We start from the raw sequence: 22,920 nt of genomic DNA on the forward strand, positions 1-22,920 counted from the left end.
TGCCCGATGAGGCGAAGAAGTCGGCCGCAGTGCTCGGCGCCAACTATCCTGGCAGCAAATGGTACAAGCGCAGCTACAGTCTGATTTCGCGGCACGCGCCGGCGGCGCCGCAAAGCTGACCCGAGCGACGGCGCGCCGATGCTGAGGCAGCTGTCGATCCGCGACGTGGTGCTGATCGACCGGCTCGACCTGGAATTCGAGCCGGGACTTGGTGTGCTGACCGGCGAGACCGGAGCGGGCAAGTCGATCCTGCTCGACAGTTTGGGGCTGGCGCTAGGCATGAGGGCCGACACCGGACTGGTGCGCTCGGGCGAGATGCAAGCGAGCGTCGCGGCGGAGTTCGACCTTCCATCGAGCCACGCTGCGTTCGAGATGCTCGATGACCAGGGAATCGGGTGCGAGCCGGGCGAGCCGCTGCTGCTCCGCCGAACGCTCAAGGCCGACGGCGGCAGCCGCGCCTTCGCCGGGGGCGGGGCGGTATCTGCGTCGGTCCTGCGCGACCTTGCCGCGGGGCTCGTTGAAATCCACGGCCAGCATGACGATCGCGGGCTGCTCAACCCCAGGGGTCACCGCGCGCTGCTCGATGCGTTCGGGCGCCTCGACACGGGAAATGTCGAACGCATGTGGGCGCGGCTTGCCGAAGTCGAGCGTCAACTGGCGGCGAAGCGACAGGCGCTGGTCGACGCGACCCGCGACCGCGAATGGCTCGATTTCTCGATCGACGAAATCGCCGCGCTCGATGTCGAGGAGGGGGAGGAGCTGAAGCTGGCCGCCACCCGCCAGCAAATGAAAGCGGCGGCGCGGATCGAGGACGATCTGGCCGCGCTCGACGGGCATTATTCGGGTTCGGAGGGTGGATTGTCGCAGCTTCGCCAGGCGGCACGGCGGTTGGAGCGGATCGCCGACGCGCATCCGTTGCTCGTCGAGGCGCTGGCGGCGACCGACCGGGCGACGATCGAAGCCGCCGAGGCCGAACAGAAGGTCGAGGAAGCGCGGCGCGTGCTGGCCCATTCGCCCATCGATCTCGAAGCGGCCGAGGCGCGGCTATTCGACATTCGCGGCATCGCTCGCAAGCATCGCGTCGAGCCCGACCAATTGCCTGGGCTGCTTGGTCAATTGCGTGAACGGCGCCAAGCTATCGACAGCGGCGAGGGGGCCGTCGCGGATTTAGAGCGTGCGCTGTCGCTCGCGCAGGACGACTATGATCTGGCTGCCAAAACCCTGTCGGAGGGGCGGGTCGAGGCGGTCAACCGGCTCGACTTGGCGGTTGCCGGGGAACTTGCGCCGCTCAAGCTCGACGCCGCCCGCTTCCGCACCGCGCTTGCACAGACCGAACCAGGACCTTCGGGGACCGACCGCGCCGAATTTCAAGTGTCGACCAACCCCGGCGCGCCGTTCGGGCCGCTGACGCGCATCGCCAGTGGCGGCGAGTTGTCGCGCTTCATCCTGGCGTTAAAAGTCGCCTTGGCCGAGGCGGGGGATGCAGCGACAATGATCTTCGACGAGATCGACCGCGGCGTCGGTGGCGCGGTAGCGAGCGCGATCGGCGAGCGGCTGGCGCGGCTGGCGGAGAAGTCGCAGGTCCTCGTCGTAACCCATTCGCCCCAGGTCGCGGCGCGAGCGATGCACCACTATCATATCGAAAAAAATCATGGCGATGCGGGTTCGCGGACGACCGTGCGCAAATTGTCGGCTAGCGAAAGGCGCGAGGAAATTGCGCGGATGCTGTCGGGCGCCGAAGTTACGAATGAGGCGCGTGCGCAGGCTACGAAATTGCTGGAGGTAATATGATTGATCAACGGACTGTGGCGACGGATTTTGAAGGCGAGGCGCTGGAAAGTCTGTGGCTTCCGGCGGAGGGGCCCGGCGCGGCGCCGGCGGTGCTGATCTTCCCGACGGTGATGGGGGTCAGCGACCTCGAAAAAGGCTTTGGCCGCAAGCTCAATGCGCTCGGCTATGGCGCGATGGTCGCCGACCTGTTCGGTAAGGCATTCCGCGGCAGCGAACGCGACGTGATGTTCGGCGAGCTGGGCCGGTTGAAGGGCGATCGCGCAGCACTGCGGCGGCGGGTCACCGCCCTGCTCGATGCGATGCTTGCGCAGGCCGAAGTCGACTGGTCGCGGGTCGCGGCGATCGGCTATTGCTTCGGCGGGCTATGCGCGCTCGACCTTGCGCGCAGCGGCGCCGACATCGCCGGCGTCGCCGCCTTCCACGGATTGTTCGACCCGCCCGGACTGCCGCCCCAGCCGATCGCGGCCAAGGTCGTCGCCTTCCACGGCTGGGACGACTCGATGGTCCCGCCTGCGGATGTCGTCGCGCTCGGTAAGGAGCTGACCGAGGCCGGCTGCGATTGGCAAATCCACGCCTATGGCCATGTCGTCCACGGCTTCACCAATCCTGGCGCGAACGCGCTAGGCATCCCCGGCGTCCACTTCAACGAGCGCGCAGCGCGACGCAGCTGGGCCAGTGTGACGGCCTTCCTTCGCGAGTGCCTGGAATCCGGCGAAAATGAAGCAGGGTGACTACCGATCGGACGGCTATCAGGCGCTGCCCGGTTTCGTGCCGCGCGAGGTGGCGACCGGTTTCCTCGCCCGTCTGAAGTCTGACCTGGCACGCCAAGGCATCCAGCTTTCGCAGCTTGAACGCGATAGCCCGCTATTGGGCGGCAAGGCGGCCGAGCTATATGGGCATCACTATCCGCCGATGATGTTCTTCCTGTGGGGCATGACTCCGGCGGTGCGCGAGTTGGTCGGCGAGGATCTGTTGCCGACCTACACTTATTTCCGGCTCTATCGGCAGGGCGACATCTGCAAGGTCCACGGCGACCGGCCGTCGTGCGAGCATAGCGTCTCGCTGACCCTCGCCTACAGCGACGGCATTTCGTGGCCGCTCGAGGTGGGCCGGCGCGTCGTGGCGGAGCCTTATGAGCGCACAGATGTTCAGTTCGATGAGGCCGACGAAATGCGATCGGTGCCGATGGAGCCGGGCGACGCGGTGCTTTACCAAGGCGTCCATCGCCATCATGGCCGGACCACGCCCAATCCCAATAAATGGTCGGCGCATCTATTCCTTCATTGGGTAGAGCGCGACGGGCCCTATGCGAAGCACGCGTTCGATGAGCAGCCGCCGCCCGAGCGGGTGGCCTTCTGATGGGTGACGAAGCCGACGCCGCCAATCGGTTGATGCGGCTGGCGAGGGACATCGCGCGCCACGACAAGCTGTATCACGACCGTGACGCGCCGGAGATTTCGGACGCCGCTTATGATGCGCTGGTGCGCGAGAACCGCGCGCTGGAAGAGCAATATCCTCACCTCGTCCGAGCCGATTCGCCTTCGAAGCGGTTGGGCGCGGCGCCGACGTCGAGCCTCGCCAAGGTTGCGCACTCCCGGCCGATGCTCAGCCTCGACAATGCGTTCACCGACGAGGAAGTGCGCGAGTTCCTCGGGCGGGTGCGGCGATTTCTCAGCTTGCCGGCTGACGAGCCTGTCGCGCTGACCGCCGAACCCAAGATCGACGGGTTGAGCTGTTCGCTGCGCTATGAGAAAGGCGCGCTGGTCCTGGCGGCGACGCGCGGTGACGGCAACGTCGGCGAGGACGTCACCGCCAATGTGCGGACGATTGCCGACGTCCCTCAATCCCTGTTCCCCGGCGGAGGCCGGGGTCCAGGGCAGCGCGCAAGCGCTGCTGACGCAGCGCCCTGGACTCCGGCCTTCGCCGGAGAACAGGAAATTCCCGTCATCATCGAGGTGCGCGGGGAGGTGTATATGGCGAAGGAGGATTTTGCCGCCCTGAACGCGCGTCAGGCAAAGGCGGGCGGCAAGATTTTCGCCAATCCGCGCAATGCCGCGGCGGGGTCGCTGAGGCAAAAGGACCCGTCTGTGACCGCGGCCCGCCCGCTGCGCTTCCTAGCTCATGGCTGGGGAGAGATGAGCGAGCCGCTGGGCCATACCCAAGGCGAAGCCATGGCTCGGCTCGCGGGCTGGGGGTTCCCGGTCAGCGACCTGCTGCGGGAGGTCGGGTCGGTCGAGGAAGGCCTCGCTCAATATGCCGCGATCGAGGCCGCGCGAGCCGACCTGCCGTTCGATATCGACGGGGTGGTGTACAAGGTCGACCGGCTCGATTGGCAGGAACGGCTCGGCCAGGTCGGGCGCGCCCCGCGTTGGGGTCTGGCGCACAAATTCCCGGCGGAAAAGGCCGAGACGACGCTGGAAGCGATCGACATCCAGGTCGGGCGGACCGGCAAGCTGACCCCGGTCGGGCGGCTGAAGCCGGTCGGCGTCGGCGGGGTGATCGTGCAGAACGTCACGCTCCACAACCGCGACGAGATCGCGCGGCTGGCCTTACGCGTCGGCGACCGGGTGCGCATCCAGCGCGCCGGCGACGTCATTCCGCAGGTGGTCGAGAATTTGACGAGGGAGGAGCAGCGCGACCCCTACGTCTTTCCCGACCATTGCCCCGAATGCCGGTCCGAGGCGGTCGCTGAGGAGGGCGAGGTCGATGTGCGCTGCACTGGCGGGCTGATCTGCCCGGCGCAGCGGATCGAGCGGCTGAAGCATTTCATCTCGCGCGGGGCGATGGACATCGACGGGCTGGGCGAAAAGAGCATCGTCGAATTCGCCGAACTCGGCTGGCTCCACGGCCCGGCCGACATCTTCCGGCTTAAGGCGCACCGCGACGAGCTGATCAGGCGCGAGGGGTGGAAGGAAAAGTCGGTCGACAATTTGCTCGCGGCGATCGAGGCGCGGGTCGGCTTCGATCCGGCCCGCTTCCTGTTCGGCCTCGGTATCCGCCATGTCGGCTCGGTGACGGCGAAGGATTTGATGAAGGCGTTCGGGACAGTCAAGGCGCTGCAGGCGGCAGCGACCGGGGAGGGGGCCGAAGCCGAGCTGTCGGCGGTCGAGGGCGTCGGGCCGGTGGTCGCCGAAGCGCTCGCCGACTTCTTTCACGAGCCGCATAATCGCGACGCGCTGGCAGATTTGCTGAGCCTCGCCAAACCCGCCGCCTACGTCTCGACCGCGCGAACGACCGAATGGTCCGGCAAGACCATCGTCTTTACCGGCACCCTCGAAACCATGAGCCGGGATGAGGCCAAGGCGCAGGCGGAACGACTGGGGGCGAGAGCGGCGGGATCGGTCAGTGCCAAGACGGATTTGGTCGTTGTCGGCCTCGGCGCGGGCTCGAAGCTCAAGAAAGCGGCGGAGCTGGGGGTGCGGGTAATCAACGAGGCCGAATGGGCGGCTATTGTGACGGGAGCTTAGTTATTTCATCCAATGGCCACACTTCAATCACTCCATGCGCAACCGCGCACGGCGATCGTCCAACCATCTGGGTGGCTTCATCAAGGTCGCGGGCTTCGATCACGGCAAACCCAGCAATCGGCAAGGACGAGGACAAATAAGCGCCATCCTGAGTCTTAATGCCCTTCGCTTCTGGATTGCGCACTTGGACCGGTTTTCCGGCAATCCCAATCAAGGCACCGCGCTTCAATAGCTCCTGATCGTTGGCATGAGCGGCAGTTCGAACATTTGGGTCGGTCTGCTTATACCCGGCCTCGTCACCATAGCCGATTGTCACAAATTTTGGCATCCAGCGGTCCCTTCACTGCCTAAGGCGGGAAGATAGTTTCTGCGGAGGGCTATCCAAGGGCCCGCGCGGAAATATAGTGGGGCAATGAACACTGATATTGGCCAGAAAGACGCTGGCGGCGAAAAGAAGCCCAGTAAACCAAGCGTGCGCAAGCGGGCCGATACGATCCGGTCGTTCCGATGCAAGAATTTAATCGCCGTGATCGAAGACCCTGACGAGATCAGGAATATCGGGACGGTCATCCGCAACCTGAACGCTCTGGGCGTTGAGAAGGTCTATGTCGTCGATCCAAAGCGTTCGCTTTCGGATGACTGGCAGGATCTTCGGGAACAACGCTCTCTAAGCTCGACCTCCGTATCGGCCGTCAAATGGACCTTTGTTAAGCGATTTGATTCGACGAGGGAGTGCCTCGACCATCTGCAGAAGAATAATTTCACCTCGATCGTCACCTCGCCGCACCGCAAAGGGCATCGCAATGAGATTCTGCATGAGGCCGACTTCGCGGCCTATACAAAACTCGCGGTATGGTTCGGCAATGAGGGCCGAGGGATCACCGACGAGGCCGCCGACGCGAGCGTAATGTGCATCGCCATCCCCATGTACGGGATGATCGAAAGCCTCAACTTGGGCACCTCATCGGGGATCGTGCTCTATGAAGTGACGAAGCAGCGGCGCGAATATCAGAGCAAGTTCAAGAAACGGAACTACCGCAAGCCCATTCCGATCGATCAACAGGTCGATCCGCACCGGCTGATCATCGACGATCGCTAGCGGAAGGGCGCGACGAGCACCAATACGCACCACTCCTCTGCACCCCGTTCAAGCACCTTCATACTCTCTGCTTCATAGGCTGCGATGACCGCATCGGCTTGCGTGTCGAGCAGGCCCGCCAGCACTAAAGTGGCGCCGGGCGCGACGGCTTTGACGAAGGCAGGGGCTAGCTCGATCAGCGGGCCTGCCAAAATGTTGGCGATGAGGAGGTCGAAGGGGACTCGGGTAGCCAGCATTGGGTGGTCCATGCCGTCGGCGACCGCGAGGAGGATTTCGCCCGGCGCGTGGCCGATCTTCACGTGGTTGATGCGGGCGTTGTCCTGCGAGACGTCGATGCTGATCGGGTCGATGTCGGTGGCGATGCCTCTTGCTCCGGGCCACAGCTTGAGCGCGGCGAACGCCAGCAAGCCGGTGCCGGTGCCGATGTCGGCGATGTTGGTGAAGCGCTTGCCAGCCTTCTCCAACCGGTCGAGCGCGGCGAGGCAGCCGGCGGTGGTGGCGTGTTGCCCCGTTCCAAACGCAAGCCCCGCATCGATCTCGAAATTGATCGCGGTGGGATCGGGCGCATGGCTCGGGGTGTGGACGAAGAAGCGCCCGGCGCGGATCGGCTCGAGGCCCGACTGGCTTTGGCTGACCCAATCCTCCTCGCCGAGTTGCTCGATCCGCGAGTCGGCGTTTGCAGCTAGCGTGGCGAGGCGCTCGAGCTCCTCGACCGATGGGCGGTCGGCGAAATAGGCGTGGATGCGCCAGTTGTCGGGAGCATGGGGATCGGGCTCGTCGGCAACGAATACGGGCGGAAAGTCCGAGAACGGAAATAGGTGTTCGCTGTCGGGCAGCGCCTCCGCTTCGGCCCGGGTGCAGTCGAGCGTGACGCGCCAACTCATTTCGAGGCGGCTTCCTTTGCCAGCCGCTCGTCGAGGCGCTTGGTCAGAGCAGCGGCATAGTCGCGGCAGCCTCTGATATCGAACAAGGGCTGCTTGCCCGTCATCCGCTCCTTCATCGCGCTCGCCGACGGGTGCGGAGTCAGCAATATCTCGCAGCGGCTGGCGGCGACCTTGGCGATCGAGGCGCGGTAGGCGGCCAAATAGGCCGGATGGTCGGAAAAGCGATAATCGTCGAGGCTGATTGGCGACAGGCTGTCGGCATAGACCATCGTCCGGCAAACCCCGCCGTCGCAGCTTTCCCAACGCCAGCTCAAGGCGCCCGGCGTATGACCGGGCGTGGTCATGGCGGTCAGCATGAGGTTGCCGAAGCGGACCGTATCGCCATCCTTGACGACGCGGCCGACATTGGCCGCGGGAAAGGGCTTGTGCATGCCGGCCTGCGGATCGTCGGTGCTGGGAAGGCCGGTGTCCAGCACCTTCTTCGCGGGCGCCGAAGCAACCAGCGTGGCGCCGGTCAATTGCTGGAGCCGCGCGATCCCGCCGACATGGTCGAAATGCTCGTGGCTATGGAGCAGATATTTGACGTCCCGCAGTCTAAAGCCCAGCGAGCGGATGTTGCCGGCGACGACCTCCGCGCCTTTTTCCGTGCCGCCGTCGATCAGCACATGGCCTTCGCTGCCTGTCACCAGGATCGCGGAAATGCCGCAGGTGCCGACCAAATAGGTGTTGGCGTGGATTCTGACCGGCGGGGCAGGCTGGTCCCAATCGGTCGAATCGCCGCAGGCCGCGGCCCATTGGGGTCCCGATTCCTCGATCAAGGCCTTCGGGCGCTCGATTTTACGCGGAGCTTTGCCAAGCGGAATGGTTATCTGCTGGGCCGCCAGCGCGAGCAAGACCAGACTAGCGAACATAGCTGGCCCCGTTGACGTCGACGATCGAGCCGGTCGATGCCGCGGGCGCGTCAATGGCGAGCCAGCGGATAGTTTCGGCGACTTCGTCGGCGGTGGAAACGCGGCCGAGCGGGATTTCCGCGACGACTTGATCACCGATCCCGCGGCTGGCCATGAAGTCCTCGACCATTCCGGTCATGGTGAAGCCGGGGCAGACGGCGAAGGCGAGGATGTTCTCCCGCGCGTAGCCGCGAGCGATGGTCTTGGTCATACCGAGGATCGCCGCCTTCGATGCTGCATAATGCCAATGATCGGGCGAATCACCGCGATGGCCGGCGCGGCTGGAAATATTGACGATCCGGCCGCCCGAGCCTCTCGCCCGGAAATGCGCGACCGCCAGGCGGCTGAGATCGGCCGTGGCCTGCAGGTTGACCATCAGCGTGCGCGCCCAAGCGGCATGCCATTCCTCCTCCGGCGCGTCGTCCGGAATGCCTTCGTAGATGCCAGCATTGTTGACTAGCACATCGACGTGACCGAGCCGTTCCACCGCGGCTTCCCACAATGTTCGCGGGCTTGCGGGGTCGGTGAAATTGGCTGCGATCAGATCGTCGCTGCCGGCGGTGGAGTGGCCGGCGACGGCATGACCATTCGAGCGGAAGAGATTAAAGGTTGCGGCGCCGATGCCGCGGCTTGCGCCGGTGATCAGAATGTTCATGGCCCCCACCTAGAGCCTGATCGTCTGAGGTGGAAGCGCTCCGCGCTTCCGCCGATGGTGTGAATCAGGCTCGCATCATATGGTTGCCGCAGCCGCGGCGCGGGCAGAGCGTCAGCTGGCGAGCCGGGTAACGAATTCGTGCGTGGTCGCGCGGAAATCCTCGATCTGTTCGTTGAAGCGGCCGAAGCCCTGCTCGACGCTGTCGATGTCCTTGGCGACGGTTTCGGTGTCGCTGCGGATCGCGGCGATGGTCGAGCTCATCGAGTCGGCCGCCAATGCCGTTTCATCGACTGCAGCCGTGATCATCGTCACGGTCTGGGCCTGCAACTCCATCGCCTGGCGGATGCGGTCGGCCGAGGTCTGGACTTCCTCGACGGTCGACTGGATCGATCCGTTGGCCTCGACCGTCTGCCGGGTAGCAGCGGTGATCGCGCTGATCTTGGCGGTGATATCGTCGGTCGCGCGCGCCGTCTGGCTGGCAAGCGACTTCACTTCCTGAGCGACGACCGCGAAGCCGCGGCCGGCGTCGCCGGCGCGAGCCGCCTCGATCGTGGCATTGAGCGCCAGCAAATTGGTCTGGCCGGCGATGTCGCGGATCAGGCCGAGGATCGATTCGATCGCCTCGACATGATTGGAGAGGGCGCGGCTGACCTCGACCGCTTTTTCGGCCTGGCCGCCGGCGCGGGTCGCGACCCCCGATGCCACTTCGACTTCGGAGCGGGCGTCCTCGATCGCGCGGATCAGGCCGGCGGCGGTCTGCGCTGCTTCGCGCATTGCGACGGCCGACTGTTCGGCCGCGGCGGCGACTTCGCTGGTCTTGCCGAGCATGCCGCGGGCTGACGATGAGGTGATCAACGCCTGGGCGCGAAGCTCATCGCTTTCCTTGGTGCATTTGGACACGACGCTCATCACTTTGCGGTTGAACTCTTCGGCGTGCTGCGATTGGCGGACGTTGCTTTCGTCGCGGGTTATCGTGATCGCGTGATGGATGAAGCAGTCGATCTGGATTGCCTGGATTTCGGACAGGGTGCGGGCGAGGCGAACTTGCTCGGCCTCATCTCGGATCTGGCGGCGGATTGCGGCGAAGGCGGCTTCGGTCTCGGCGGCGACTCCGACCAGCAGTGTCGACAGGGTCAGCCCCGCGCCGAGCGCGCGCTCGACATAGCCGCGCGCCTGCGCGGTCCATTCGGGTTGGTCGAGCTTCTGGAATTTCGAGGCGATGTAGGGGGCGATGCGGGCGGCGAGTTCGTCGATCTTAGCCTCGTCGAACCGGTCGTGCACCTCGGGCGACTGGGCGTAGCTGCGCCACAGTTCGCGCGCCATCACAATCCCATCGGCGGAGACATGGCTCCACAGCTCGCGGGCGCGAGCCGGCAGGTCGGCGGTCGTGTCATAGAGGCTGAGCCCCCGCGCCAGATCATAGTCGCCGCTCGACGTTCCCCGAACCACATTCGCCATCGATCAAAATCCCAGTCTGCCAGTACTTGTGGGACGGCTATGGCCCGGCATTGGTTAAGGGCGGGTTAGCCTATGGCGCCAATCTTGCCAGTCCGGCCGATGCTGCCTAGGGGATCAGCAGCTTTTTCCTGGCGGGATTTTACGACCCATGAGCAGCACGCACCCCCCGCGGCCCTTATCGCCGCACTTGACCATCTGGAAATGGGGGCTGGGGATGTTGGTCTCGATCCTTCACCGCGTGACCGGTGGGGCGCTGACCGTGGCCGGACTGGCGATCCTCGGCTGGTGGCTGGCGGCGATCGCCGGGGGCGAGGCAAGCTATGCCGAATTCGCCAAAGTGGCGGGACATCCGGCCGGCCTGATTGTGCTCGCGGGGCTGACTTGGGCGTTTTGGCAACATTTCTTCTCGGGCCTTCGCCATCTGACGCTTGATACCGGCGCGGGCTATGAGCTCAAGGTCAATCGATTCTGGGCGGTGATGACGCTGGTCGCTTCTTTGTTCGCGACCGCGGCGACCTGGTACATCCTGTTGGGAGTCGGCAAATGAGCCTGAGCGAAAACACCATGCCGATGGGGAAGGTCGAAGGCCTTGGTCCGTCGGGGCACGGCGGACATCATTGGCTGGAGGAAAGGTTTACGAGCGTCGCGCTAGCTCTGCTCTCGCTGTGGCTCATTTTCTCGCTGACGATGCTGCCAGCTCTCGACCGGCAGACGTTGACCGAATGGCTGCGCGGCGCGTGGGGCGCGGTGCCGATGGCGCTGCTCATCCTCACCGCGTTCAAGCATGGGCTCGACGGCTTGAAGGTCGCGGTCGACGATTATGTTCATGACGAGGGCAACCGCGTCGCGGTCCATTTTGCACTGACCATGGCGGCGGTCGCCGGGGCTGCGGCATCGCTGTTTGCGCTCGCCAGGATAGCGTTCGGAGCCGCCGCCTGATGAGCGCCTACAAGGTCGTCGACCATATCTACGACGTCGTCGTTGTCGGCGCCGGGGGAGCCGGCCTTCGCGCGACGATGGGCGCGGCGGAGAAGGGGCTGAAGACCGCCAATATCACCAAAGTCTTCCCGACCCGCAGCCACACGGTCGCGGCGCAGGGCGGAATCGCCGCCAGCCTCGGCAACATGGGGCCGGACCAGTGGCAATGGCACATGTACGACACGGTCAAGGGGTCCGACTGGCTCGGCGACCAGGACGCGATCGAATATCTGTGCCGCGAGGCTCCGGCGGCGGTCTACGAGCTGGAGCATGCCGGCCTGCCGTTCAGCCGCACCGACGAAGGGAAAATCTACCAGCGCGCATTCGGCGGCATGACACAGAATATGGGCGAGGGGCCGCCCGCGCTCAGGACCTGCGCCGCCGCCGACCGCACCGGCCATGCCATGCTCCACACGCTCTATCAGCAGAGCCTTCGCTACGACGCCGACTTCTTCATCGAATATTTCGCGCTTGACCTGATCATGGAGGGCGGAGAGTGCCGCGGCGTGGTCGCGATGAACCTCGATGACGGGTCGATCCACCGCTACCGCGCGCAGGCGGTGGTGCTAGCGACCGGCGGGTTCGGCCGCATCTACTACACCGCGACCAGCGCCCACACTTGCACCGGCGACGGCAATGCGATGGTGCTTCGCGCCGGCCTGCCGCTGCAGGACATGGAATTCGTCCAGTTCCACCCGACCGGGATTTACGGCGCGGGCGTGCTGATCACCGAGGGCGCGCGCGGCGAAGGTGGGTATTTGACCAACTCCGAGGGCGAGCGGTTCATGGAGCGCTACGCACCCTCCGCGAAGGATCTGGCCAGCCGCGACGTCGTGTCACGATCGATGGCGATGGAAATCCGCGAGGGCCGCGGGGTCGGCGACCACAAAGACCATATCTACCTCCATCTCGATCATATCGATCCGAAGATTTTGGCCGAGCGGCTGCCCGGCATTACCGAGACCGGCAAGATTTTCGCGGGCGTTGACCTCACCCGCCAGCCGCTGCCGGTGGCGCCGACGGTCCATTATACGATGGGCGGAATTCCGACCAACTATCACGGTGAGGTCGTCACGCTCAAGGACGGCAATCCCGACTCGGTCGTCCCCGGCCTGTTCGCGGTCGGCGAGGCGGCGTGCGTGTCGGTTCATGGCGCCAACCGCCTCGGCTCGAACAGCCTGATCGATCTGGTCGTGTTCGGCCGCGCTGCCGGACTTCGCCTGGCGGAAGTGATCAAGCCCGGTGCCGCACAGCCCGAGGTCAAGAAGGACGGCTCAGACCTTTCGCTGACGCGGCTCGACAAGTTCCGCAACGCGAACGGCGGGGCGCCGACAGCGGCGATCCGCGCCGACATGCAGCGCACCATGCAGGCCGACTGCGCGGTGTTCCGCGCGACCGCCACGCTGGCCGAGGGCGTCCAGAAGATCGATGCGGTGTATAGGCGTATGGCTGACGTCCGCGTCACCGACCGCAGCCTGATTTGGAACAGCGACCTCATCGAAACGCTCGAACTCGACAATATGATTTCGCAAGCGGTGGTGACGATGCACTCGGCCGCCAATCGCCACGAAAGCCGCGGCGCGCACATGCACGAGGATTTCCCCAAGCGCGACGACGAGGGCTGGATGAAACACACGATCGCGACCTTCGATGGCTGGGGCGGGAGCGGCGGCGCGGTCGCCATCGATTACCGCCCGGTCCACACCTACACGCTGACCGACGATGTTGCGTACATCCAGCCGAAGGCGCGGGTTTACTGATCATATATTTGCCGTCCACGGAATATGGCTTTTTTTGACGGCACTCTGTCCGATGCGTCAGCAATCGTTTAGCTAATATTCTAGCGATATCGGAGTTGATTATGGTGAGGCCTCGCAGCGCGAACGATAGAAGCACGCGATGGTGGTTATCAGTCGGCTTCCTGTTGTGGCTGGCTGTCACGGGAACGAGCGTGCGCGCCGAAATTCCGCACCTTACGCCGGCGCAGTGGCAATCCGACATCCGCCTACTGGCCGATGCGGTACCCAAGACGCATAAGAACGCGTTCCATCACACGTCGAAAGCTGAATTCGGGCGCGAAGTTGCCCGCCTCCTGAAGCTTGCCGAGCACGGGAGCGATCCCGCGATCGTTGTCGGCATTCAGCGGCTTGTTGCCTCCTTGGGCGACGGTCACAGCGGTCTTTCCACGATGGGCCTCTTTCGGTCCTATCCGTTGGAGCTCATGTACCTGGACGGCGAGATACGCGTTATTCGAGCTGGAGCGGGCTTTGAAAAAGCGATTGGTGCGCGCGTTCTTGCGATTGATGGAACCCCGATTGCAGAGGCGCAGCGAAGAGTCCTGCCGCTGATTTCTCAGGCCGAGAATCAATGGTGGATCCGGGATCAGCAACCGCGCAAACTCGTGGTTGCCGAAAACCTTTTTGCAACCGGCATTGCGCACGACGTTGACGGGGCGAACTTCACGCTGCAACGCGACGGGGGTCGTCCCATCGATTTGGTCATTCCTTCGGTGCCAGCTGGCACTTCGATCGACTGGCGAGAAATCACGCCCCTCCCGCTGTCCCGCACTCACACCGACCAGTCATTCTGGTTCACCGATCTGCCGGGCACGAAAGCGGTTTACGTCAATTTCCGTAATTACTCGGACCTCGCAGAAAATGCTCGCGCGCTGTTCGACCATGTCGATGCCGTCGGCGCCAAAGCCCTGGTCTTTGACCTTCGCTTCAATGGTGGCGGAAACTTCACCCTTCCGAGGCGCTTCATCATCCCCGAAATCCGGCGTCGAGCAACGCTTATGGCACCGGGCCATCTATATGTGCTCGTCGGCCGCCACACTTTTTCGGCGGCGATGACGAACGCGATCGATTTCAAGCGCGATCTGAAAGCGACCTTGGTCGGAGAGCCCATCGGCGCTCGGCCCAATGGCTATCAGGAAAACGGGATGATCACCCTTCCGCAGTCGAATTTGCGAGTGTCCGTCTCAACGCTTTATTACCAGTTCTGGCCGACCAACATCGCAGCTTTGAAGCCCGACGTATCCCGCCCGCCCAATTGGGGTGCCGTTAGGTCAGGGCGCGATTCCGCTCTTACTTATGCGATCGCGCAGCTGAGGCAGAACGGCCGACGTTGATCGTCGAAAGGCGGCAGGAATCCGGTCCAAAGCTTCAGGGCTGACTGAAGACATCGAAAGATTGAACTAAGGCGCGGGTTTACTAGAATATTCGGATGCGATTTTTGGGCGGGCGGAGCGATCCGCTCGCCTTTTTCATCGCGTCGCAAGGTCCGGTCAGCGACGAAACGTTCTTTTTTGTCGATGAATGGTTGCGATGAGTCGTGCATTTGCGTAGACGAATCGAATTCAACGGAGGAGTCGTGCACATGTACGCATCGGACGGACAACGCTCGCCAGGCAGGAAACTGCTGCTCGCGATCCTGATCGGGCTGGCGCTTGCCATCCCGCTTTTTTCGACCTGGTTGCTGGTCTATGACCGGCAGAGCCAGTCGGATGAGGCCCGCGCCTCGATCACCGAGGGGTGGGGTGGTCAGCAGTCGATCAGCGGGCCGGTTCTGGTCATCCCCTACCGCACAACGGCGACCGAAATTTCGGACGGCCTTGGCAAGACAGTCAAGCGTACGCGCAACGTGATCAAGGAACTCACGCTTGAGCCGGAGGCGGTCGAGATGAAGACCAAGGTCACGCCCCAGCTGCGCAAGCGATCGATTTATGAGGCGGTGGTCTATGATGCGAACATCGCCGGCTCGGCGCGGTTCGCCTTCCCACCCGATCTCGCGCGTTATGGCCTCGACCCCGCCACCCTCGACCTCGGCCGCGCCGAATTGCGTTTCGGGATCAGCGATCCGCGCGGGCTCGGCGCTAATCCCCGCGTCCGCGTCGAGGGCCGTGCGGTGAGGCTGCAGCCGGGCGGCGGCAGCGGGCCGGGGCGCGGCTTCTTCGCCTTCGTCGATGCGGCCCCGCTCAATGGCCGGCCGTTGATGGTCGCCTTCGACTATGATTTCCGCGGCAACAGCTCGCTGGCGCTGGCGCCGCACGCTGGCGATACTCATTGGGCAGTGAGCAGCGCGTGGCCGCATCCGTCGTTCGGCGGCTCGTTCCTGCCGGGCGCGCGGACGCTCGGCGCTGAGGGCTTCACCGCCGACTATCGCATCGGCAACCTCGCGCTCGGGCGGGCGCTGGTGTCGACCGGCGACAAGGGTTCGAGCGACATCACCGCAAGCACCGCAAGCGACGGGCGATACGCTGCCGTGGCGCCCGCCCCCGGCGGAACCGAAATCGCGTCGATCGATCTAATCCAGCCGGTCGACCTTTATTCGCGCGTCAATCGCGCGACCAAGTACGGCTTTCTGTTCATCGGCTTCACCTTCCTCGCGCTGCTGATGTTCGACATCATCGGCGGGGTCCGGGTGACGGCGGTCGAATATCTGCTGATGGGGGCGGCGATCGTGCTGTTCTTCGTGCTGTTGCTGGCCTTCGCCGAAGTGATCGGTTTCACCGCCGCCTACATCGTCGCCTCGGCGGCGATCGCGGGGTTGAACACAGCCTATTCCGCCGCGGTGCTCGGCAGCTGGAAGCGCGGCTATGTCATCGGCGGGCTGCTGATCGGGCTCTACGCCGTGCTCTATATATTGCTTGGGCTCGAGGCGTTCAGCTTGCTGATCGGTTCGATACTGTTGTTCGTCGCGCTGGGCGGGGTGATGTTCGCCACTCGGCGGATCGATTGGAGCGGGACAGCACCCGCGTAGGGACTGGTCGAGGGGAGCGGCTACAGGTAAGGCCGCTCCCCGATGACCGATCCCAAACCTCCCAAGCGGATTTTCCCGACTTCCAAGGTCGACGCTGCCGCCGCCAAGCATGTCCCCTCCTCGCCGCAAACCGAGAGCGAGGCTTACAAGCTTGCCTTTCAGGACACCGACTTCCTGCTGCGCGAGGATTTGCGGCCGGTCCGCTTCCAGCTGGAATTGCTCAAGACCGAACTGCTGATGAGCGAGGCCAATATCGCCTCGACCTTCGTTTTCTACGGGTCCGCGAGAGTTCCCGAGCCGGCCAAGGCGCAGGCTCTGCTCGACATGGCGCGGACCGATTGGGACCGGAAGGTCGCCGAAAAGCTGGTCGCTAAATCGCATTATTACGATATCGCCAAGGAGCTGGCGGGAAAAGTCAGCCGCTTCCCGGTCGACGAGGACGGCAAGCGTCACTTCGTCGTCACCTCGGGCGGCGGGCCGTCGTTCATGGAGGCGGCCAACCGCGGCGCAATGGAGGCCGGGCAGGAGTCGATCGGCCTCAACATCGTCTTGCCGCACGAGCAGCTGCCCAACATCTACGTCACGCCGGATTTGAGTTTCCAGTTCCATTATTTCGCGCTGCGCAAGATGCATTTCCTGCTCCGCGCCCGTGCGGTGGCGGTGTTCCCCGGCGGGTTCGGGACGTTCGACGAAATGTTCGAGCTGTTGACGCTGATCCAGACCGGCAAGGTCCGGCCGCTGCCGATCCTGTTATTCGGCAAGCAATTTTGGGAGCGGGTGGTCGACTTCCAGGGACTTGCCGAGGAAGGGGTAATTTCGCCTGCCGACCTTGATCTTATTACCTGGTGCGAGACGGCCGACGAAGCGTGGGACGCCGTCTGCAGCCACTATGAGGTGGCTGAGCGATAGCCAGGCATGCGGCTGGATCTTAGCCCTATTGGCTGATCTTCGCGGCGTCCCCACCGACGTTCTTCTGCCCGCCCTTGGCGGCCTGCGCTTCGTTGAGCACCGGCTCGTTGGCCGCCTTTTCGGCGCCGGCACCGGCTGCTTCGGCGGCGGCCTTGTCGCCTGCCGCAGGGGCGGCGGCGGCGGGTGCCGCCGGGAGCGGTTTGGGCGCGTCGCCATGCTGGTTGAGGAAGGCGATGACGTTGGCGCGATCCTCGGGATTGGCGAGGCCGGCGAAGGTCATCTTGGTGCCTGGCGCGAACTTCTTCGGGTTGGACAGCCAGTCGCTCAGCGAGGCAAAGTCCCACGCGCCGCCCTTTCCGGCCAGCGCTTCGGAGAAGGCGAAGCCGCCCGCGCCCTTACCGATCGGCTCTCCGATGACGTTCCACAAATTGGGGCCTAGCGCGTTGGCGCCGCCCTTGTCGGCATTGTGGCAGGCGGTGCATTTCTTGAACACCTGCTCACCCTTGGTCGCGTCGGCGACCGAGAAATCGATCGGCTTCTCGACCGCGGCGCCTTCGCCTTCCACAACCACGCCTTCGATCTTGTAACCGCCTTCCTCGGGCTTTTCGCTATGGAACATTTCGCCGGTTACGATCGAGCCGCCCAAGGCGACGATGCCAGCGAACAGGACCCAGCCGGCAATGGTATTGTTGCGGTCTTGCATGAAACCCCGTTCGGCCTTGCCGTGGAAGGAAAGATAAGTTGGAAGCGCCTTTAAGGCGGCGGCCGGGTTACTTCAAGCCGTCGACCCAATGCTCGAGGAGGGTGCGGGCGATGGCCGAATGCGGCGGCGCTTGGAATGGCGCGGCGGACTCTCCGGCCAGCGCGGATAGCACTTCATCACGAGTGAACCAGCGGGCGTCGTCGAGTTCATTATGGTCGATGGTCAGCGAATCGCCGATCGCCGTCGCGTGTGTGCCAATCATCAGCGACGACGGGAAGGGCCACGGCTGGCTGGCGATGTAGCGGGTGTCGCGGACCTCGATCCCGGCTTCCTCGAATAGTTCGCGCGCGACCGCCGCCTCGATCGTCTCGCCCGGTTCGACAAAGCCGGCTAGCGCCGAATAGCGGCCTGGCGGATAGTGCGGCTGGCGGCCAAGCAGCAGGCGGCCGTCATGCTCGGCGAGCATGATCACGACCGGGTCGGCGCGCGGGTAATGTTCGGCCCCGCACGATGGGCAGGCGCGCGACCACCCGCCGCGATTAGGCGCGGTGCCCGTCCCACAGACTGAGCAAAAGCCATGGCGCCGGTGCCAGTTGGCAAGGCTCAGCGCGGCGGCGAAAGTCGGAGCTTCGTCGGTGCGGAGCATGGTCAGCAGCGTGAAATGCGCGCGCGCGTCGATCGGCACCGCGCCGTCGGGCAGGGCGGAGAAGCGCGGCGCGTCACGGTCGAGACCGAGGAACAGCTCAGGCTCTCCTTCAATCGCTTGCCATGCCAGCCGCCCGTCGGGATCCAGGGCCGGGGCGCCGTTGTCCCACGCGAGGGCGCGCGCTTCGGCATGGGCGGCGAGCGCGGAAATTGCGGCCGGGTTGGCGCGCAAATGGTCAGCGCGGTCGAGGCCCGGGCCGGCGAAGAAGGGATCAGGCGGCAAGACTTTCCTTTCGGGCCAAGACAGCCTCGACGGCACGGGCGTAGAGTGTTGGCAAACCCGCATCGCCGACGCGGTTTATCGGGTGCCACCAGCCCTCGTCGTCGGGCGGCGTGGCGCGCGACGCAATTTGCAGGGTCAGGCTGAAATGGGTGAAGCCATGGTCGACAGCCACGAGGCTCTGGCCGGACGGCGCGTCGTCGCCCCACTCCGGCCCCGGTAGCGCCGCCATCCCGCCGAGCATTCCCCGGGCCGGCCGACGGACGAGCCAGATCGCGTCGCCGCGCTCAATCCACCAGACGAGGCCGTGGCGGTGGGGGCGGTCACGCTTGACCTTGGGAGCGGGGAAGCTTTCCGGGTTGCCGCTGGCGAACGCGCGACAGTCGTCCGAAAGCGGGCAGGCTGCGCAATTGGGACGCATCGGTCGGCAAATAGTTGCACCCAAATCCATCACCGCCTGGGCGTAGTCACCGGGTCGCTCGGCGGGGGTCATCGATGATGCGAACGCCCGGATCTCGGTCCGGGCCTCGGCGATGGGTCGGTCGACGGCATGAACCCGCGCCACGACCCGCTCGACATTGGTGTCGACCACCACCGCCCGCTCGCCGAAGGCGATCGCGGCCACCGCCGCGGCGGTGTAGGCACCAAGGCCCGGGAGCTTGCGCAACTCAGCCTCGGTCGTCGGAAATCTGCCCATCCCCGCGATCGCGCGGGCGCAGGCGATCAGATTTCGTGCCCGGGCGTAATAGCCGAGCCCCGCCCACTCCTGCAGCACGTCGGCGTCAGGTGCGCTAGCAAGCGCCTCGACTGTCGGCCATCGGTCGATGAAACGACGGAAACGCGGCTTGACCGTGGCCACCGTCGTCTGCTGCAGCATGACCTCGCTTAGCCAGACGATGTACGGGGCCGGCGGCGGCGCGCCCGGGGCACTGCGCCACGGCAAAGCGCGAGCGTGCGCATCATAGTATCGAAGAAGCCGTTTCGCGGCACGCATTTGGTCGGGAAGCCGCGATGCGGCACTGGCGGGCATCAAAACCCTATGGCATGGTCGAAAGCGATGGCGAAGTCCCCGCGTTCCGATTCAAAGACCGATGCGCCGCGCCGCGGCCATGCACGCTCGGCCGGGGATCTGGTCGCCGACATCGCCGGGGTCAGCTTCAAGCGCTTCGGCTTCGTGCAAAGCGCGGTCGTCAGCCGCTGGGCCGAAATCGTCGGCGAGCGCTATGCCAAGGTCTCGACTCCCGAATCGATCCGCTTTCCAGGCGGCAAGAAGTCGGGCGGCACGCTGACGCTCAGCGTCGAGGGCGCTCACGCTCCGCTGATCCAGCATTTAGCACCGCTGATCACCGAACGGGTCAACCGCTTCTTCGGCTATGAGGCCGTCGCCAGGATCGCTTTTCGCCAAGGACGCGCACCCAAGGACGCCGCGCAGCCGATACGTCGGGTTCCGGCACCAGTGCCGCGCGAGCTTGGTGAGGGCCTGCGCCGCATCGCCGACCCCGAGCTTCGCCTGTGTCTCGAATCGCTCGCCGCGAGTCTCGCCGGTTCGACCGGCAAGCCCGCGATCGAGTCGATCCCGCCAATTCCCACACCTGTCACTATTCGGAGCGATTGAACGATATGAAGATCCCCCATCTGATCATCGCCGCCTCGGCGATCCTCGCCAGCGCCGCCTGCAATGCCGAAAAGGGCGCCAAGGCGACCGGCCCCGGCCCCGAAGTCACCGCCAAGGCTGTTCCGGCGCCGAACAATGGCGACTGGTCGGCGATCGTGTCGAAGACGGCCGAGGGCGGTTTCATCATGGGCAATCCCAATGCCAAGGTGAAGCTGGTCGAATATGGGTCAATGACCTGCCCTCACTGTGCCGCGTTCGATGAAGCGGGTACCAAGCCGCTGATCGATAATTATGTGAAGAAGGGCCTGGTTTCGTTCGAGTTCCGCAATTACGTCCGCGACCAGTTCGACCTGACCGCGTCGCTGATCGCGCGCTGCGGCGGCGAATCCTCCTTCTTCGGGCTGACGCGCAACCTCTACGCCGACCAATCGAACTGGATCGGCAAGCTTCAGGCCGCCGACCAGGCGCAGATGCAGGCGTTGGAAGCGATGGCCCCGGCACAGAAATTCTCGACCATCGCCGACCTAGCCGGTTTAAAGCAGTTCGCTTCGCTGCGCGGCGTGCCGCGCGCCAAGGCCGATGCGTGCCTTGCCGATGAAGCGGCAGTCAATCAGCTGGTGCAGATCAACAGCGACGCGATCACCCAATATCCCAAGTTCCCCGGCACCCCGACCTTTATAATCAATAGCGCCATGGTCGAACTGGGGCCGGTGACCGAAGCCCAAGTATGGCCGACTCTCGAAACCAAGATCAAGGAAGCGCTGGCCGGCTAGGATGAGCGAACGGGAGACTGCAACTTGCGTTTCCGCCGGCTGAAACTCAGCGGATTCAAGAGCTTCGTCGAACCCGTCGAGTTGCGCATCGAGCCGGGGCTGACCGGGGTCGTCGGGCCCAACGGCTGCGGTAAGTCCAACCTGCTCGAGGCGATCCGCTGGGTGATGGGTGAGGCCAGCCCGAAATCGCTTCGCGGCGGGGGCATGGAGGATGTCATCTTCGCCGGCACCGCGACCCGCTCAGCGCGTGACTTTGCCGAAGTCTCGCTGCTGATCGAGCGCGCCGCCGACGATGACGATCGGCTCGCCGAGAGCGAGGTCACCCGCCGGATCGAGCGCGGCGCCGGATCGGCCTACCGAATCGACGGCCGCGACGTTCGTCAGAAGGACGTCTCGCTGCTGTTCGCCGACGCCGCTACCGGGGCGCACAGCCCCGCGCTGGTCAGCCAGGGGCGGATCGGCGCGGTGATCGCCGCCAAGCCGGTCGAACGGCGCATGATGCTGGAGGAGGCGGCGGGAATTTCCGGCCTCCATGCGAGGCGCAAGGATGCCGAGCAGAAATTGCGCGCGACCGAGGTCAACCTTCAGCGGCTCGACGAAATATTATCCGACCAGGAAGCGCGGGCGTCGGCGCTGCGACGACAGGCGCGCGCGGCCGAGCGCTATCGTGCGCTGACCGGCAAGATAAGGCTCGGCGAAGCGAAACTGCTCCACGCGCGCTGGGCCGAGGCCGACCGCGCTGCCACGGTCGCCGCCGAACAAGCTAAGGCCAGCGGCGGCGAGGTCGCCCGACTGCAGGACGCCGTGCAGGTCGGTCAAATGCTTCAGGAAAAGGCCACGGCGGTCCTGGCCGAGCGGCGCGAGGCAGCGGTCGCTGCGCGCGAGGCAGGGCGAACGATCGCCCATGCGCTGGCCACCGCGCGGGCGCGGCGTGACACGGTTGTGCGGCGGTTGGCCGAGCTCGAACGGCTTGCCCGTTCGATCGGCGCAGAGACCGCGCGCGAGCAGGCGCTCAAGGCGGATGCCGCCAGCGCCATCGCCGGGCTCGACGACGAACGGCGCTCGATCGAGGCGCGACTGGCCGATGCCGAGACGATCGCCGCCAATATTGCGGCGGAACTGACCTCCGCCGAGGGCGGGTCGCGCGAAGCAGAGACGGCACTGGCCGCGCTGCTCGCTCAGGAAGCCGCGACGCGGGCTGAGCGGCGGATTGCCGACGCCGCGCTCGACGCCGCGCGCAGCCAGGTGGCGCGGGTGGCGGCCGAGGGAGAGCGGCTGGCGGGACTATTGGCGAATCTGGGAGACGGTGCCACCGAGGAAGCGGCGATTGCGGCGGCCAAGGCCGAGGGCCAGGCCGCTGCAACGACCCTGGCCGAGGCGGAGCGGGTGCTGGCCGAAGCCGAGGCGGGCCGCTCCGAAGCGGCCAAAGCACGAGACGCGGGCGAAAGCCGGCTGGCCGAAACGCGAGCGGCGCTGAGCGCGGCGCGGGCCGAGCGTGAAGCGCTTGCGCGGGCGCTGGCGCACGGCGGCGGGGCGGCGCTGACCGACCTAAAGGCATCGCCGGGATATGAGCGGGCACTGGCGGCTGCGCTTGGCGAAGATATTGAGGCGGGGCTGGGGCGCGATGGACCACGCCGCTGGCAGGGAAGTGAATCCGCACCCGGCGATCCGACGCTGGCCGGGGGGCTGGAACGGCTGCTCGACCATGTCGAAGCGCCCGCCGCGCTGCATCGGCGGCTAGCGCAGGTCGGAGTGGCCGATGAGGACATAGGTCAGCCGCTCGCGGTCGGGCAGCGGCTGGTGACTCGCGACGGTGTAATGCGGCGCTGGGACGGATTTGTCAGTGTCGGCGGCGGCGCGGCGGCGGCCGAGCGCCTACTGCGTGCCAACCGGCTCGCCGAGATTGACCGCCAGTTGCCGCCGCTCGAGGCAGCGCTTGCCGAGGCTGAGCG

Annotated in this window: 22 protein-coding genes and 1 pseudogene; 15 read left to right on the forward strand and 8 right to left on the reverse strand. The window is 65.1% G+C overall.

Annotated elements, in window-relative coordinates; translation table 11 throughout:
• From H0W65_RS08175 to ligA, 5 genes and pseudogenes are all read left to right on the forward strand, one after another.
• Positions 1-119, forward strand: a pseudogene (locus tag H0W65_RS08175) (outer membrane protein assembly factor BamD); the annotation flags it as partial.
• Positions 120-138: 19 nt separating this feature from the next.
• On the forward strand, positions 139-1,791 hold the full coding sequence (gene recN, locus H0W65_RS08180; protein ID WP_294006280.1) for a DNA repair protein RecN: 1,653 nt from the start codon (positions 139-141) through the stop codon (positions 1,789-1,791).
• Positions 1,788-2,522: a dienelactone hydrolase family protein gene (locus H0W65_RS08185; protein WP_294006282.1), complete on the forward strand. Its 735-nt coding sequence runs from the start codon at positions 1,788-1,790 to the stop codon at positions 2,520-2,522. Before recN ends, H0W65_RS08185 begins: the two co-directional genes overlap by 4 nt.
• On the forward strand, positions 2,509-3,150 hold the full coding sequence (locus H0W65_RS08190; RefSeq protein ID WP_294006284.1) for a hypothetical protein: 642 nt from the start codon (positions 2,509-2,511) through the stop codon (positions 3,148-3,150). The genes H0W65_RS08185 and H0W65_RS08190 overlap by 14 nt, the downstream gene beginning before the upstream one ends.
• Complete coding sequence (gene ligA / locus H0W65_RS08195) at positions 3,150-5,258, forward strand: NAD-dependent DNA ligase LigA (protein WP_294006286.1); 2,109 nt, start codon at positions 3,150-3,152, stop codon at positions 5,256-5,258. The genes H0W65_RS08190 and ligA overlap by 1 nt, the downstream gene beginning before the upstream one ends.
• Here ligA and H0W65_RS08200 read toward each other — a convergent pair.
• Positions 5,239-5,586, reverse strand: coding sequence for a YciI family protein (locus tag H0W65_RS08200; RefSeq protein WP_294006288.1), 348 nt, complete (start codon positions 5,584-5,586; stop codon positions 5,239-5,241). The genes ligA and H0W65_RS08200 overlap by 20 nt on opposite strands.
• A gap of 198 nt (positions 5,587-5,784) precedes the next feature.
• Here H0W65_RS08200 and H0W65_RS08205 point away from each other — a divergent pair, with 198 nt between their 5' ends.
• Positions 5,785-6,357, forward strand: a complete 573-nt coding sequence (locus H0W65_RS08205) for a TrmH family RNA methyltransferase (protein WP_294006290.1) — start codon at positions 5,785-5,787, stop codon at positions 6,355-6,357.
• On the opposite strand, the gene H0W65_RS08210 is transcribed toward H0W65_RS08205, so the two are convergent.
• The 4 genes from H0W65_RS08210 to H0W65_RS08225 all read right to left on the reverse strand — a co-directional run bounded on the left by H0W65_RS08210 (position 6,354) and on the right by H0W65_RS08225 (position 10,304).
• Positions 6,354-7,241 carry a 50S ribosomal protein L11 methyltransferase gene (locus tag H0W65_RS08210; RefSeq protein WP_294006292.1) on the reverse strand — a complete coding sequence of 296 codons (888 nt, stop codon included), beginning with the start codon at positions 7,239-7,241 and terminating at the stop codon, positions 6,354-6,356. The genes H0W65_RS08205 and H0W65_RS08210 overlap by 4 nt on opposite strands.
• On the reverse strand, positions 7,238-8,152 hold the full coding sequence (gene bla, locus H0W65_RS08215) for a subclass B3 metallo-beta-lactamase (RefSeq protein WP_294006293.1): 915 nt from the start codon (positions 8,150-8,152) through the stop codon (positions 7,238-7,240). The genes H0W65_RS08210 and bla overlap by 4 nt, the downstream gene beginning before the upstream one ends.
• Positions 8,142-8,846 (reverse strand): SDR family NAD(P)-dependent oxidoreductase, encoded by a 705-nt coding sequence (locus H0W65_RS08220; protein ID WP_294006295.1) that lies wholly within the window; start codon positions 8,844-8,846, stop codon positions 8,142-8,144. Before H0W65_RS08220 ends, bla begins: the two co-directional genes overlap by 11 nt.
• A gap of 111 nt (positions 8,847-8,957) precedes the next feature.
• Positions 8,958-10,304, reverse strand: coding sequence for a methyl-accepting chemotaxis protein (locus H0W65_RS08225; protein WP_294006297.1), 1,347 nt, complete (start codon positions 10,302-10,304; stop codon positions 8,958-8,960).
• Between the two features lie 148 nt (positions 10,305-10,452).
• On the opposite strand from H0W65_RS08225, the gene sdhC reads away from it, so the two are divergent.
• The 6 genes from sdhC (at position 10,453) to H0W65_RS08255 (ending at position 16,952) form a co-directional block, all read left to right on the forward strand.
• Positions 10,453-10,851: a succinate dehydrogenase, cytochrome b556 subunit gene (gene sdhC / locus H0W65_RS08230; RefSeq protein ID WP_294006299.1), complete on the forward strand. Its 399-nt coding sequence runs from the start codon at positions 10,453-10,455 to the stop codon at positions 10,849-10,851.
• On the forward strand, positions 10,848-11,243 hold the full coding sequence (sdhD, locus tag H0W65_RS08235; RefSeq protein WP_294006301.1) for a succinate dehydrogenase, hydrophobic membrane anchor protein: 396 nt from the start codon (positions 10,848-10,850) through the stop codon (positions 11,241-11,243). The genes sdhC and sdhD overlap by 4 nt, the downstream gene beginning before the upstream one ends.
• Positions 11,243-13,042, forward strand: a complete 1,800-nt coding sequence (gene sdhA / locus H0W65_RS08240; RefSeq protein ID WP_294006303.1) for a succinate dehydrogenase flavoprotein subunit — start codon at positions 11,243-11,245, stop codon at positions 13,040-13,042. Before sdhD ends, sdhA begins: the two co-directional genes overlap by 1 nt.
• A gap of 191 nt (positions 13,043-13,233) precedes the next feature.
• Positions 13,234-14,412 (forward strand): hypothetical protein, encoded by a 1,179-nt coding sequence (locus tag H0W65_RS08245; protein WP_294006305.1) that lies wholly within the window; start codon positions 13,234-13,236, stop codon positions 14,410-14,412.
• Between the two features lie 248 nt (positions 14,413-14,660).
• Positions 14,661-16,043, forward strand: coding sequence for a cell envelope integrity protein CreD (gene creD, locus H0W65_RS08250; RefSeq protein ID WP_294006307.1), 1,383 nt, complete (start codon positions 14,661-14,663; stop codon positions 16,041-16,043).
• A gap of 42 nt (positions 16,044-16,085) precedes the next feature.
• The gene (locus H0W65_RS08255) at positions 16,086-16,952 is read left to right on the forward strand and encodes an LOG family protein (RefSeq protein ID WP_294006309.1); all 867 of its coding nucleotides are present in this window, start codon (positions 16,086-16,088) and stop codon (positions 16,950-16,952) included.
• Between the two features lie 25 nt (positions 16,953-16,977).
• On the opposite strand, the gene H0W65_RS08260 is transcribed toward H0W65_RS08255, so the two are convergent.
• The 3 genes from H0W65_RS08260 to H0W65_RS08270 form a co-directional block, all read right to left on the reverse strand.
• A complete protein-coding gene (locus H0W65_RS08260) occupies positions 16,978-17,655 on the reverse strand; it encodes a cytochrome c family protein (RefSeq protein WP_294006311.1) in 678 nt (225 codons plus the stop codon).
• A 67-nt stretch (positions 17,656-17,722) separates the two neighbouring features.
• Entirely contained in the window at positions 17,723-18,583 is an 861-nt protein-coding gene (gene nudC / locus H0W65_RS08265) for an NAD(+) diphosphatase (protein WP_294006313.1), read from the reverse strand.
• Positions 18,573-19,610: an A/G-specific adenine glycosylase gene (locus tag H0W65_RS08270; protein WP_294006316.1), complete on the reverse strand. Its 1,038-nt coding sequence runs from the start codon at positions 19,608-19,610 to the stop codon at positions 18,573-18,575. The genes nudC and H0W65_RS08270 overlap by 11 nt, the downstream gene beginning before the upstream one ends.
• 27 nt (positions 19,611-19,637) lie before the next feature.
• Here H0W65_RS08270 and H0W65_RS08275 point away from each other — a divergent pair, with 27 nt between their 5' ends.
• From H0W65_RS08275 to H0W65_RS08285, 3 genes are all read left to right on the forward strand, one after another.
• Positions 19,638-20,195, forward strand: coding sequence for a DUF721 domain-containing protein (locus H0W65_RS08275; protein ID WP_294006319.1), 558 nt, complete (start codon positions 19,638-19,640; stop codon positions 20,193-20,195).
• A 5-nt stretch (positions 20,196-20,200) separates the two neighbouring features.
• Entirely contained in the window at positions 20,201-20,968 is a 768-nt protein-coding gene (locus H0W65_RS08280; protein WP_294006322.1) for a thioredoxin domain-containing protein, read from the forward strand.
• A gap of 24 nt (positions 20,969-20,992) precedes the next feature.
• Positions 20,993-22,920 (forward strand): chromosome segregation SMC family protein (locus H0W65_RS08285; protein WP_294006324.1); only part of this gene is annotated, 1,928 nt, incomplete at its 3' end.

The sequence above is a fragment of the Sphingomonas sp. genome, from assembly GCF_013816785.1.
Lineage (GTDB): Bacteria > Pseudomonadota > Alphaproteobacteria > Sphingomonadales > Sphingomonadaceae > Sphingomicrobium.

Excerpts from the sequence above, each read along its gene's own strand:
- H0W65_RS08255 (WP_294006309.1), top strand. The coding sequence starts at position 16,086 with ATGACCGATCCCAAACCTCCCAAGCGGATTTTCCCGACTTCCAAGGTC.
- recN (WP_294006280.1), top strand. The coding sequence starts at position 139 with ATGCTGAGGCAGCTGTCGATCCGCGACGTGGTGCTGATCGACCGGCTC.
- H0W65_RS08270 (WP_294006316.1), bottom strand. The coding sequence starts at position 19,610 with ATGCCCGCCAGTGCCGCATCGCGGCTTCCCGACCAAATGCGTGCCGCG.
- sdhC (WP_294006299.1), top strand. The coding sequence starts at position 10,453 with ATGAGCAGCACGCACCCCCCGCGGCCCTTATCGCCGCACTTGACCATC.
- bla (WP_294006293.1), bottom strand. The coding sequence starts at position 8,152 with ATGTTCGCTAGTCTGGTCTTGCTCGCGCTGGCGGCCCAGCAGATAACC.
- H0W65_RS08220 (WP_294006295.1), bottom strand. The coding sequence starts at position 8,846 with ATGAACATTCTGATCACCGGCGCAAGCCGCGGCATCGGCGCCGCAACC.
- ligA (WP_294006286.1), top strand. The coding sequence starts at position 3,150 with ATGGGTGACGAAGCCGACGCCGCCAATCGGTTGATGCGGCTGGCGAGG.
- H0W65_RS08210 (WP_294006292.1), bottom strand. The coding sequence starts at position 7,241 with ATGAGTTGGCGCGTCACGCTCGACTGCACCCGGGCCGAAGCGGAGGCG.
- H0W65_RS08275 (WP_294006319.1), top strand. The coding sequence starts at position 19,638 with ATGGCGAAGTCCCCGCGTTCCGATTCAAAGACCGATGCGCCGCGCCGC.
- H0W65_RS08225 (WP_294006297.1), bottom strand. The coding sequence starts at position 10,304 with ATGGCGAATGTGGTTCGGGGAACGTCGAGCGGCGACTATGATCTGGCG.
- sdhA (WP_294006303.1), top strand. The coding sequence starts at position 11,243 with ATGAGCGCCTACAAGGTCGTCGACCATATCTACGACGTCGTCGTTGTC.
- H0W65_RS08185 (WP_294006282.1), top strand. The coding sequence starts at position 1,788 with ATGATTGATCAACGGACTGTGGCGACGGATTTTGAAGGCGAGGCGCTG.
- H0W65_RS08190 (WP_294006284.1), top strand. The coding sequence starts at position 2,509 with ATGAAGCAGGGTGACTACCGATCGGACGGCTATCAGGCGCTGCCCGGT.
- H0W65_RS08200 (WP_294006288.1), bottom strand. The coding sequence starts at position 5,586 with ATGCCAAAATTTGTGACAATCGGCTATGGTGACGAGGCCGGGTATAAG.
- H0W65_RS08260 (WP_294006311.1), bottom strand. The coding sequence starts at position 17,655 with ATGCAAGACCGCAACAATACCATTGCCGGCTGGGTCCTGTTCGCTGGC.
- sdhD (WP_294006301.1), top strand. The coding sequence starts at position 10,848 with ATGAGCCTGAGCGAAAACACCATGCCGATGGGGAAGGTCGAAGGCCTT.
- H0W65_RS08280 (WP_294006322.1), top strand. The coding sequence starts at position 20,201 with ATGAAGATCCCCCATCTGATCATCGCCGCCTCGGCGATCCTCGCCAGC.
- creD (WP_294006307.1), top strand. The coding sequence starts at position 14,661 with ATGTACGCATCGGACGGACAACGCTCGCCAGGCAGGAAACTGCTGCTC.